Annotated in this window: 8 protein-coding genes and 1 CRISPR repeat array; of the genes, 6 read left to right on the forward strand and 2 right to left on the reverse strand. The window is 34.9% G+C overall.

Translation table 11 applies throughout. The features are described from left to right. Positions 1-38 precede the first annotated feature (38 nt). From A9G43_RS11050 to A9G43_RS08405, 4 genes are all read left to right on the forward strand, one after another. The gene (locus A9G43_RS11050; RefSeq protein ID WP_176701715.1) at positions 39-176 is read left to right on the forward strand and encodes a hypothetical protein; all 138 of its coding nucleotides are present in this window, start codon (positions 39-41) and stop codon (positions 174-176) included. Between the two features lie 219 nt (positions 177-395). Continuing rightward, positions 396-903: a CRISPR direct-repeat array (repeat unit 28 nt; unit sequence TTTCTAAACTGCCTACACGGCAGTGAAC). A gap of 384 nt (positions 904-1,287) precedes the next feature. Next, positions 1,288-2,829, forward strand: coding sequence for a type I restriction-modification system subunit M (locus A9G43_RS08395; protein WP_065608412.1), 1,542 nt, complete (start codon positions 1,288-1,290; stop codon positions 2,827-2,829). Next, entirely contained in the window at positions 2,826-3,965 is a 1,140-nt protein-coding gene (locus tag A9G43_RS08400; protein WP_065608250.1) for a restriction endonuclease subunit S, read from the forward strand. Before A9G43_RS08395 ends, A9G43_RS08400 begins: the two co-directional genes overlap by 4 nt. 68 nt (positions 3,966-4,033) lie before the next feature. Further along, entirely contained in the window at positions 4,034-7,135 is a 3,102-nt protein-coding gene (locus A9G43_RS08405) for a type I restriction endonuclease subunit R (protein WP_065608252.1), read from the forward strand. Between the two features lie 85 nt (positions 7,136-7,220). Here A9G43_RS08405 and A9G43_RS08410 read toward each other — a convergent pair whose 3' ends face one another. Then, the gene (locus A9G43_RS08410) at positions 7,221-7,925 is read right to left on the reverse strand and encodes a GntR family transcriptional regulator (protein ID WP_034911654.1); all 705 of its coding nucleotides are present in this window, start codon (positions 7,923-7,925) and stop codon (positions 7,221-7,223) included. A gap of 177 nt (positions 7,926-8,102) precedes the next feature. On the opposite strand from A9G43_RS08410, the gene A9G43_RS08415 reads away from it, so the two are divergent. Both A9G43_RS08415 and A9G43_RS08420 read left to right on the forward strand, forming a co-directional pair. Beyond that, positions 8,103-9,992, forward strand: a complete 1,890-nt coding sequence (locus tag A9G43_RS08415; RefSeq protein ID WP_065608254.1) for a beta-glucoside-specific PTS transporter subunit IIABC — start codon at positions 8,103-8,105, stop codon at positions 9,990-9,992. Between the two features lie 13 nt (positions 9,993-10,005). After that, positions 10,006-11,442 carry a 6-phospho-beta-glucosidase gene (locus A9G43_RS08420; protein ID WP_065608256.1) on the forward strand — a complete coding sequence of 479 codons (1,437 nt, stop codon included), beginning with the start codon at positions 10,006-10,008 and terminating at the stop codon, positions 11,440-11,442. A gap of 78 nt (positions 11,443-11,520) precedes the next feature. Here A9G43_RS08420 and dinB read toward each other — a convergent pair whose 3' ends face one another. Further along, the gene (gene dinB, locus A9G43_RS08425) at positions 11,521-12,576 is read right to left on the reverse strand and encodes a DNA polymerase IV (RefSeq protein WP_065608413.1); all 1,056 of its coding nucleotides are present in this window, start codon (positions 12,574-12,576) and stop codon (positions 11,521-11,523) included. Positions 12,577-12,643 lie beyond the last annotated feature (67 nt).

A 12,643-nucleotide genomic window follows, 5' to 3' on the forward strand; every position in this document is an offset into this window, starting at 1 on the left:
AACCGCGACGGCCAAAAGTTATACTCCAAGCTGGTAAAGTGGGCAAACCGATCCCTAAAGAAACCACCTTATCGGACTATCCCCCTAAGGTACAACGAGCCATATTAGATAACCGTTCAGAATGGGGTGTGCGTGACGAAAAAACAGAAAAGCTCGTTGATTATGGTAATTCTTAATATAAAAACCATTTTTTAAAACAATAAAAAAGGGGTAAATTAATGCAAATTCCCCCTTTGCAAACCTAAAAAAATACCGCATTTATATTTCCTCACTTAATTACAGCCAATTAGCTCAATCAACCGTACTTAAGCGGTGAAAAAACCAATATTATGTTGTTAAGAAATACTATTTAAACGACTGTGAACAATCATATTATACGCCTAGACTACTACCAATTTCTAAACTGCCTACACGGCAGTGAACAGTTATTAATGGAACGAGCTATTAACTTAGCATTTCTAAACTGCCTACACGGCAGTGAACTGCGTGCTATTGTTCCACGTATTTCCTCACGATTTCTAAACTGCCTACACGGCAGTGAACCACTTTTCGCGCCTCTTTTATAAATACCTTGATTTCTAAACTGCCTACACGGCAGTGAACGGGCGGTTCAAATGCATCTGCTTGCTTTAGGATTTCTAAACTGCCTACACGGCAGTGAACGGGCAGATATCAAGGATTTTATACTAAATGGATTTCTAAACTGCCTACACGGCAGTGAACCGCATGGATGATGGTTCGACAATCGCCCAATCTTTCTAAACTGCCTACACGGCAGTGAACACTAATAACACGAGATTTAAGAGATCTATATTTTTCTAAACTGCCTACACGGCAGTGAACATCTCCGTCTCATTTGAATTTAAGCACGTTAATTTCTAAACTGCCTACACGGCAGTGAACTAGAAGCTAATATACTATCAATATAGTATGTAAAAAGGCAAATAGGTATTTAGGTTTTAAAACCCTTTTTTTTGAGATAAATTTAATTTATTGATTTTATTGAATTTTAAAATATAGCTAAAAAAAGGGTTTTTGTTTTTAGATTTTGTTGCTTTGTTATTTTTTAATATTTTCCAGCCTTAAAGTTCAAAATACCCATTGGCTGAGTTTTTAATAAACGCCCCAGATGGAAAAATAACAACAAATCAGCTATGCTATAACACCTATAACAGGTAGCTATAAAATGACTAATATGAAAGTAAAAATCAGTTACTTTCTAATTAGGCAGCACCTATTTTTTATTTAGGAATTTTGAAAAATATGACATCTAATAACGCTAAATCAATTACCGAAACGCAACAACGCGATCAACTACAACGACAAATTTGGAAAATTGCCGACGAAGTCCGTGGTGCTGTCGATGGTTGGGATTTTAAACAGTATGTACTTGGTTCTTTGTTTTATCGCTTTATTAGTGAGAATTTTGCCAATTATATTGAAGGTGGCGATGAGAGTATCGATTACAGCACATTATCCGACGATGTCATTATCGATGAAATAAAAAAAGACGCAATAAAAACCAAAGGCTATTTTATTTATCCTAGCCAATTATTTTGTAAAATTGTAGCTGAAGCTAATACCAATCCAAGTTTAAATACTGACTTGGCAAATATTTTTAATGCGATTGAAAGCTCAGCCATTGGTTACCCTTCAGAAAGCGATATTAAAGGATTATTTGCCGATTTTGATACTACCAGTAACCGATTAGGTAATACAGTTGCCGATAAAAACAAACGGTTAGCGGCAGTACTTAATGGTGTAGCCGAACTGGATTTTGGTGATTTTGCAGACAATCAAATCGATCTGTTTGGCGATGCTTATGAGTATTTGATTTCTAATTATGCCTCGAATGCTGGTAAATCAGGAGGCGAGTTTTTTACGCCGCCGAATGTGTCCAAGCTGATCTCGCAATTAACCTTACATAATCAAAAAAAGGTCAATAAAATCTATGATCCAGCAGCAGGATCAGGCTCTTTATTATTACAAGCGAAAAAACAGTTTGACGAACATATTATTGAGGATGGGTTCTTCGGTCAAGAAATCAACCATACCACCTATAACCTTGCTCGAATGAATATGTTTTTACACAATATCAACTATGATAAATTTGAAATTGCTTTAGGGGACACGCTACTTAATCCAAAATTTGGCGACGAAAAGCTATTTGATGCAATCGTTTCTAATCCACCCTATTCAATTAAATGGATTGGTAGTGATGATCCAACCTTAATCAATGATGACCGATACGCACCTGCCGGTGTACTGGCACCAAAATCGAAAGCCGATTTTGCCTTTATTATGCATGCACTAAGTTACCTGTCCGAGTGTGGGCGAGCGGCAATTGTTACCTTTCCGGGGATATTTTATCGTAGTGGTGCGGAACAAAAAATTCGCAAATATTTGGTCGATAATGATTTTGTCGAAACTGTAATCTCGCTCGCACCAAACTTATTTTATGGTACATCGATTGCGGTTAATATTTTAGTGCTTGCCAAAAATAAGACCGTCAAAACAACACAATTTATTGATGCTAGTAAACTGTTTAAAAAAGAGACCAATAATAATGTGCTCACTGATGAACATATTCAACAAATTATGCAAGTATTTGCTAGCAAGCAAGATATCGAATATTTTGCCAAATCGGTTGATAATCAAACCATTGCCGACAATGACTATAATCTATCAGTCAGTTCGTATGTGGAAGCCGAAGATACCCGTGAAGTAATTGATATCAAACAATTAAATGCCAACATTGCCGAAACAGTAAAAAAAATAGACACACTTCGTGCTGATATAGATGAAATAATTAAAGAGATTGAAGCATGAGTAATATGATGATTGCAAAATTACTAAAAAATGTAGTGGTAACATGGAAACCGTTGAGTGAAGTTTGTGGATTAATAACAACAGGAAAACTCAATGCAAACGCTATGGATGAAAATGGAATTTACCCATTTTTTACATGTAACGAAAATCCCTATAAAATAAACAATTATGCTTTTGATATGGAGGCAATACTAATATCCGGGAATGGTTCAAAAGTTGGACATATTAATTATTTTAAAGGTAAATTTAATGCTTATCAAAGAACTTATATACTAAGTTCTTTCCATGAAAAAATAAAAGTTATGTTTTTATTTTATTATCTAAACTTTTCGTTTCGTGATTTTATTGTCATTAATTCAAAAAAAGGATCTGTGCCTTATATAACATTACCAATGCTTGAAAAATTTGAAATTCCCATTCCCCCTCTACACATTCAAACTGAAATAGTTCGTATTTTAGACACATTCACAGCTCTCACAGCAGAGCTCACAGCAGAGCTTACTGCACGGAAAAAACAATACAACTATTATCGAGATAAATTGTTGACCTTTAAAGATGATGAGGTTGAGTGGAAGGCTTTAGGGGAAGTCGCTCATTATTCAAACACTCGTATTAGCTTTGATAAGCTTAATGAAAAAAATTATGTAGGTGTTGATAATTTATTACAAAATCGAGCAGGAAAAACTGATTCAAACCATGTGCCTAAAGAAGGAAATTTTACAGAATATCTTACCAATGATATTTTGATTGGAAATATTCGTCCTTATTTAAAAAAAATTTGGCAAGCAGAATATTTTGGAGGAACTAATGGCGATGTTCTAGTCATTCGTCCCAAAAACGATCTATTATTTCACAGATATTTATACCATGTCTTAGCGAATGATAATTTTTTTGAATACAATATGCAACATGCCAAAGGCGCAAAAATGCCACGAGGAAATAAAGAAGCTATTCTTAAATATCACTTACCCATTCCCCCACTCAAGGAACAAGCTCGTATTGTCGAAATTTTAGACAAATTCGATACTCTAACAAATTCCATTACAGAGGGTTTACCGCGCGAGATTGCATTACGTCAAAAGCAATATGAGTATTATCGGAACTTGTTATTGGATTTTCCTAAGGCAGAACAATAAATAACAGACAAATTACAGCGAACTAAATAGTAGAATAAAATTACAATTTTAAACATTTGGAATAGACTATGACGACTTATACAAAACCCATCGCCGAAACCAATAGCTATATTATTTTAGATAACTACAACAAACTTGAAGAATCGGCTGCTTTTTATCAGACTGAAACGGATTTAGAAAATGAATTTATTCATGATTTAACTCGACAAGGCTATGAATATTTACCGAATTTAAATACGCATGAAAAGTTATTAGCCAATATTCGCGAGCAGTTGCAAACACTAAACAAAATGCAATTTACGGATGATGAATGGCAACGTTTTGTATTAGAGTATTTGGATAAACCCAATGAATCGATGATCGATAAAAGTCGCAAAATCCACCACGATCATATTTACGATTTTGTTTTTGATGATGGTCATATCCAAAATATCAAGCTGTTAGATAAAAAAGATGTCACCAATAATAAATTACAGGTTATCCATCAATTTCAGCAAACTGGCAATTATGCAAATCGTTATGATGTGACTATTTTAGTTAATGGCTTGCCGCTTGTTCAAGTTGAACTAAAAAAACGTGGTATTGCTATTCGTGAAGCCTTTAATCAAGTGCATCGCTATAGTAAAGAGAGCTTTAATCAAGACAATTCACTATTTAAATATTTACAACTGTTTGTTATTTCAAATGGCACCGATACGCGTTATTTTGCTAACACGACTAAACGTGACAAAAATAGCTTTGATTTTACAATGAATTGGGCTAATGTTAAAAACGAGCCGATAAAAGATCTAAAAGACTTTACCGCAACCTTTTTTGCCAGCCGAACGCTGTTAAATGTGTTATTGACTTATTCGGTGCTCGATGTGAATGACACATTGTTAATTATGCGCCCTTACCAGATCGCCGCCACCGAGCGTATATTATGGAAAATCATTAGCGCTTATCATGCCAAAAAGTGGAGTAGCTTACAAAGTGGTGGTTTTATTTGGCACACAACAGGTTCTGGCAAAACATTAACCAGTTTTAAAACGGCACGCCTTGCAACCGAATTAGAATTTATTGATAAAGTTTTTTTTGTGGTGGATCGTAAAGATCTGGATTATCAAACCATGAAAGAGTATCAAAAATTTTCAAAAGATAGTGTGAATGGTTCAAATAGTACCGCAGGGCTTAAGCGCAATATTGAGAAAACCGATAATAAAATTATTGTTACTACCATTCAAAAACTTAATAACTTGATCAAAAGCGACGATAACTTAGCGATCTATGATAAACACGTTGTATTTATTTTTGACGAAGCACACCGCTCCCAGTTTGGCGAAGCTCAAAAAAACTTAAAGCGTAAATTTAAAAAATATTACCAATTTGGTTTTACTGGTACGCCGATTATGCATACTAACGCAATCGGAACGCAAACTACAGCGGATGTTTTTGGTCGTGAACTGCACGCTTATGTATTAACCGATGCAATTCGTGACGAAAAGGTACTAAAATTTAAAGTTGACTATAATGATGTGCGTCCTAATTTTAAATCGATAGAGCAAGAACAAAATCTCGAAAAACTCAGCGCTGCTGAAAATAAAAAAGCATTGCTCCACCCAAACCGTATTGAGCAAATCACACAATATATTCTGAATAATTTTAAACAAAAAACCCACCGATTAATGGGCAAAAGTAAAGGGTTCAATGCCATGTTTGCAGTGAGTAGTGTCGATGCGGCTAAACTCTATTATGAATCATTCAAAAAATTACAAGAAGGTGCAAATCAGCCGTTAAAAATAGCCACGATATTTTCTTATTCTGCTAATGAAGAACAAGATGCACAAGGTAATTTTGCCGATGAAAGTTTTGAAATAGATGCCTTAAATCAGAGTGCTAAAGAGTTTTTAGCTTCTGCGATATCAGATTATAATCAGATGTTTAAAACTAACTTTGATGTCAGTAGCGATCAATTTCAAAACTATTATCGTGATTTGTCTTTAAAAGTAAAAAATCAAGAAGTCGATCTATTAATTGTCGTTGGTATGTTCCTTACTGGCTTTGATGCTCCAACACTTAATACCCTATTTGTCGACAAAAACCTGCGGTATCATGGGTTAATTCAAGCCTTTTCACGCACCAATCGTATCTATAATGCCACCAAAACCTTTGGTAATATTGTGGCGTTTCGTGATTTAGAACAAGCGACCATTGATGCAATAAAAACATTTGGTAAAAGTAATACTCATGAAGTAGTGTTAGAAAAAAGCTTTAAGGAATACATGGAAGGGTTTACTGATAAAGATTCAGGTAATTTTCACAATGGCTATCTAGCCATCGTTGCCGAGTTACAAGAAAAGTTCCCACGCCCTGATGAAATTATCAAAGAAAAAGATAAAAAAGAGTTTGTTAAATTATTTGGTGAGTACTTACGTGCTGACAATATATTACAAAATTATGATGAATTTGTTGCATTAAAGGATTTCCAACAATTAGATATGACAGATGCGCAAGCAGTTTTAGCGTTTAAAAATAAGCATTATGTGACTGATGAAGATCTGCAAAAAATGCAAGCCGTTAAACTACCGACTGACCGCACAATTCAAAATTATCGTTCAACTTATAATGATATTCGTGATTGGCTACGCCGAGAAAAAGAAGCCAATCAACAAGATCAGCAAAGATTTGACTGGGATGATGTGGTTTTCGAAATTGATCTATTAAAATCGCAAGAGATCAATTTGGATTATATTCTTGAGTTAATTTATGAACAAAATAAACAAGAAAAAACCAAACAGGACATTGTCGAAGATGCTAAGCGATTAATTCGATCAAGCTTAGAAAATCGAGCTAAAGAAGAGCTAGTTGTTGAGTTTATAAAACAAACTGATCTTGATGCTATTCCAGATAAAGCCTCGATTATTGATGCGTTTTTCTTGTATGCACAGCAAGAGTTACAGGTAGAGCTTAATTTCTTAATTGAAGAGGAAAATTTAAATGAAGCGGCAACAAAACGCTATATTGCATCATCATTAAAGCGAAAATATGCAACCGAAAACGGCACAGAGTTGAACGAGATTTTACCAAAAATGAGTCCGCTGAATCCCCAATATTTAATTAAAAAGAACCGAGTCTTTGAAAAGATCGCCGCATTGGTTGAAAAGTTTAAGGGTGTTGGTGGTGAAATTTAATTGTTAACAGTTAAATTTGCTAATAATTAAAGGAAGATGAATGATCGATTTCTTATTCATCTTCCTAATAATTCATCATTCAAACTTACTTTGAGTGATTTTGTATACAAAATCTTGCATTTTCGTAATGATAAATGATTTTTGAAAAATCAAAAGGTTCACCTGATGAGGTGTAAAATATTTCTTCAACACAAAGTGCAGGTTCGCCAGGTTGCAATCCTAAACATGGCGCCATTTTTTCATCAAGTTTTATTACCTGTAAATATTTATCAGAAAAACCAATATTAATATTATAATTTTCCTGAATGTAATTAAAAATTGAGTTTTCTACAATTTCTTTATTTAAATAACAAATTAACTTTTTACGGTAATATGACTGTTCTAGGCCATATAATTTATCTTCAACATAGCGCAATCTTTTAACAAAATAGACTTCTTCGTTATCATCGCATTGTAGATTTTCTTTAACTTTTGCACTGGGCTTGATGATATCAACATTAAGTACTGTCGAAGAACCATAAACATCTTCTAGATCGACAGTAAAACCATGACTTTGCAAAAAATTGAGATAGCCTCTTTTTTTACGTTCACGAACAAAAATACCACTACCTTGCACTTGATAAATAACGCCCTGCCGCTCAAGACAATTAAGCGCTTTAACAATTGTACTACGACTGACCTGATATTGATTAATTAACCCGTCAATATTAGCAAGCTGAGTGCCTTTGGACAGTTGTTTTTGATAAATCATCTGTTTGATTTTTTTTGCAACTTCTTGATATTTAACCATTTGTTTATGTTATTAATTTAATCAATAATTGAAGTAGTATTTTATACAGCTTATTTTTAGTTTTAAATTAAATAATATAAAAACTCGATCTAGATCACAAACAATATAATTGTTAATTAACAATTTTGAAATTGTCTATAAAATAATCTTACTGAATTGCTTTTAAGGAGTTTATGGATGTCATCAAAAATTAGAGATTATAACAAGCTAGCTGTTGATATTTTAAATGAGTTAGGTGGTGAGAAGAATATTGTTACCGTTTCTCGCTGTGCAACACGCCTTCGCCTTGTTACCCAACACACACCAGATCATGCAAAAGAAAACATTGCTAAATTGCCGGGTGTGATTACCGTTGTTGAAAAAGGCGGTCAAATCCAAGTGGTTATTGGTACACATGTTGATAAAGTCTATAACGCTTTTACTCAGCTAGTTAATACTGATAACAAAATTGAAGCAGGAAATGATAACAACATATTAAATCGCATCATTGCGACAATGTCGGCTGTATTCGCCCCGTTTGTCTATATTTTAGCCGCATCAGGAATTTTGCAAGGTATCTTGATTTTACTTAAATTAGCCTGCCCTGAGCTAGAAAAAACGGGGACTTTTGAGGTATTCAATTTCATCTCTTGGGCACCTTTTTTCTTTTTACCTATCTTTATTGCTATCACTGCTTCTCAGCATTTTCGTTGTAACTTATATATCGCTGTTGCTTGTTGTGCTGCGCTGTTATCACCGACATGGACAGAGTTTGCAAAACTAATTAGTGAAGGACAAGAAATTGATCTATTTGGTATTGCGCTATCACAAACCACTTATGCTTCAACCGTTTTACCACCACTCTTTTTAGTTTGGTTACTTTCTTATTTAGAACGATTTTTAGAGCCTAGACTGCATAGCATTATAAAACCCGTTTTATTGCCATTATTTAGTCTTGTCATTATGGTACCTTTAACATTACTTGTTGTTGGTCCATTAACCGCAAATGGTGCACAATACATTGCCAACGGCTATAATTGGTTTGTCAGTCTAGCACCTTCAATAGCTGGTGGGATTATTGGAGCCGTTTGGCAAGTCTTTGTTATTTTTGGTGTGCATTGGGGGATCACACCTGTTATTGTCGAAAACTTTAAGCAGTATGGTCAAGATTCTTTCCAAGCTTTCCAAACTATTGCCGTTATTGGTCAAGTCGGTGCAGCATTAGGTTTTTATTTAAAAACCAAAACGCAAGAGATGAAAGGCATTTCATTATCTGCTTTTATCACTGGCTTATTTGGTATAACCGAACCTGCTATTTATGGTGTTAACTTACGCTTTAAAAAACCATTTATTTATGGTTGTATTTCTGCATCTTGTGGTGGTATTGTGGCAGGATTTTTTGCTCCTCACTATGTTGCTTACGCTGGTTTACCAGGTCCACTAACTATCGTTAATGCAATTAGCCCAAATAATTCTGGTTCATTTATTGGCGTCTTGATTGGTGCACTTATTGCTCTTTTAGGACCAGTAGTTTTGCTCCAAATTTTGGGAACTGGCGAAACCATACAAGATACGGCTAATAGTCAAGAAAATATCAATATTGAAGATGATAATCCTAAGATTCTTCTTGATGAAGTTGACATCACAAGCCCGATGACAGGTCATGCTTTACCACTAAGCGAAGTGCCCGATCCTGCTTTTTCACAAAAACTCATGGGAGAAGGGATTGCAATTGAACCTACTGATAATCATGTTTATGCACCTTTTGATGGCGAAGTCACAGCCGTGTTTGAAAGTTCTAAACATGCTATTGGTTTAACATTAGATAACGGTGTTGAGTTATTAATTCATGTGGGGATTGATACCGTTAATTTAACTAATAATGAGTTTGAATATCACATTGAATTGAATCAAAAAGTGAAAAAAGGAGATTTGCTAATTAGCTTTAATCCTGATGCTATTAAACAAGCAGGTTATCCATTAATTACGCCAATTATTATTGTTAACACCGATCAATACCAATTAATTTCATTAACCGATAAAACTGACGTAACGATTAATGATATCATATTTAAAATTAAGCAATAACAAGGAATCAAAAATGACGAAAAAACCATTTTTATGGGGCGGTGCTTTAGCCGCTCACCAATTTGAAGGCGGTTGGAACGAAGGCGGTAAAGGCCCAAGTGTTGTTGATGTTATGACCGCAGGTGCTCATGGCGTTGCAAGACAAATCACTCAAGATATCGAAGCAGGTAAATTTTATCCAAATCATACTGCAATTGATTTTTATCATCATTATAAAGACGATATCAAGCTTTTTGCCGAATTAGGTCTTAAATGTCTACGCACCTCGATCGCGTGGACTCGAATTTTTCCAAAGGGTGATGAACTTGAACCAAATGAAGAAGGTCTTCGCTTTTATGATGATGTTTTTGATGAACTAATAGCTCACGGCATTGAACCAGTTATCACATTATCCCATTTTGAAATGCCTTTACATATTGCTCGTCATTATGGTGGTTTTAGAAACCGTAAGACAGTTGAATTTTTTGAGCGCTTTGCTACTGCATGTTTTGAACGTTATAAAAATAAAGTTAAATACTGGATGACATTTAACGAAATCAATAATCAAATGGATACTAGTAATCCTATCTTCTTTTGGACTAACTCTGGCGTACAAGTTAAACCTGATGAAAATCCGCAAGAAGTTCTGTACCAAGTTGCACATTATGAACTGTTAGCCAGTGCTAAAGCAGTAATAGCAGGTAAAAAAATTAATCCTGATTTTCAAATTGGTTGTATGGTATCGCATGTGCCAATTTATCCATATTCTTGTAATCCTGAAGATATGATGGCTTCAGAAATTGCCATGCATCAACGATTCTTCTTCCCTGATGTTCACGTTCGCGGCTACTATCCAGCTTATGCATTAAAAGAATTTGAGCGTGAAGGATATAAACTCGATATTACCGAAGAAGATTTAGGTTATTTGAAAAAAGGTACGGTTGATTACATTGGCTTTAGCTATTATATGTCTACTGTCGTTAAAGCTGATGCCAAAAATGATAATCGTGACAACATAGTTAACGGTGCACTACCTAATGCGGTTGAAAATCCTTATATAAAAAGCAGCGATTGGGGTTGGCCAATTGATCCTGAAGGTTTACGTTATACACTTAATCGTCTGTATGATCGATATCAATTACCGCTATTTATTGTCGAAAATGGTTTTGGTGCAATTGATGAACTCGAAAACGGTAATCAAATACACGATAAACCACGTATTGAATATTTAGGTGCTCATATCAAAGCCATGCAAACCGCTATAGATTATGATGGTGTTGATGTAATGGGTTACACTGCTTGGGGAATTATTGATGTTGTATCATTCACTACTGGCGAAATGAAAAAACGTTATGGCGTAATTTATGTTGACCGTGATAATGAAGGTAACGGTAGTATGAAACGCCATAAAAAAGACTCTTTTGAATGGTACAAAGAAGTCATTAGTACTAATGGTGCAAGTTTGAAATAATCATTATTAGCTAGCTATCATTTGTTATGAGGATGTTTGAAGGTTTTGCCTGCATCCTCATTTTTATGGTTAAAAGGGCTAAAACTGAAAAATCAACTGCTTTTCAACTTGCGGATCGATTAACGTTACATGAAAACCAATTAACCGAACTCCACGCCCATTACGCCGTTCTAACCAAACTTTATGCGCTTGCTCAATTAAATCAGTTTTATCCAATTTAGACCAAACATGTTCTTGTGTAGTTAGCTGAAAATCGTCAAACTTAAATTTTACGCCTTGCCGAGCAATCGATAAATCAGCACGAACTTTGCTTAACCGTTTTTCTATTTCATCAAATAATGGATCTAACTGCAATAAACACTCTTCCCAACTATGAATATCATCAGTTAAAGTACGCTCTACCCCTACCGATTTACGTTGCCTGTCATTACACACTTCACGATCATCAATACCTTGGCATCGCTCATATAGTATTCTTCCAAATTTACCGAATTGGGTAATTAATTTAGTTACATCATAATTAACAATATCATTGCATGTAAATAGCCCTAATTGGGCTAATTTTTTTTCCGTGACCTTACCCACACCTGGGATTTTTTTTAACGATAACTGCTCTATAAAACTATCAACGTTATCTGGTGTTATTACATATTGGCCATTAGGTTTATTCATATCAGAGGCTATTTTGGCAAGAAACTTAAGTGGAGCAACACCTGCCGATGCAGTTAACTCAAGTTCCTTGTAAATTGCCTGACGGATATCTTGAGCAATTAAAGTCGCTGAACCATAACAAAGTTTGCAATCAGTTACATCAAGGTAAGCTTCGTCGAGTGATAAAGCCTCAATAGATTCAGTATATCGTTTAAATATTTGGTGGATCTGTTTGGAGACTTCTTTATAAACTGCATGCCTACCCGCTATAATTTTCAGATTAGGACAAAGTTTTATAGCTTGAGCCATTGACATAGCGCTGTGTATACCATACTGACGAGCCAAATAATTGGCAGTCGCAACCACGCCACGTTTACGAGGATCTCCCCCTACCGCAATAGGCATATTGCGATAACGGGGATTGTCTCTCATTTCAACGGCGGCATAAAAACAATCCATATCGACATGAATAATTTTTCGCATAGCGGGCTTCACAATACTCAAAACATAGCTGTATAAATATACAATATTATACCTTAAATATCGGTGT

Origin of the sequence: Gilliamella sp. Occ3-1 (genome assembly GCF_001690655.1) — a bacterium.
Classification (GTDB): domain Bacteria; phylum Pseudomonadota; class Gammaproteobacteria; order Enterobacterales; family Orbaceae; genus Gilliamella; species Gilliamella apicola_P.

Bases quoted from the DNA above. Each gene is read 5' to 3' on its own strand.
- A9G43_RS08415 (WP_065608254.1), top strand. From the start codon at position 8,103: ATGTCATCAAAAATTAGAGATTATAACAAGCTAGCTGTTGATATTTTA.
- A9G43_RS08400 (WP_065608250.1), top strand. From the start codon at position 2,826: ATGAGTAATATGATGATTGCAAAATTACTAAAAAATGTAGTGGTAACA.
- A9G43_RS08410 (WP_034911654.1), bottom strand. From the start codon at position 7,925: ATGGTTAAATATCAAGAAGTTGCAAAAAAAATCAAACAGATGATTTAT.
- dinB (WP_065608413.1), bottom strand. From the start codon at position 12,576: ATGCGAAAAATTATTCATGTCGATATGGATTGTTTTTATGCCGCCGTT.
- A9G43_RS08420 (WP_065608256.1), top strand. From the start codon at position 10,006: ATGACGAAAAAACCATTTTTATGGGGCGGTGCTTTAGCCGCTCACCAA.
- A9G43_RS08405 (WP_065608252.1), top strand. From the start codon at position 4,034: ATGACGACTTATACAAAACCCATCGCCGAAACCAATAGCTATATTATT.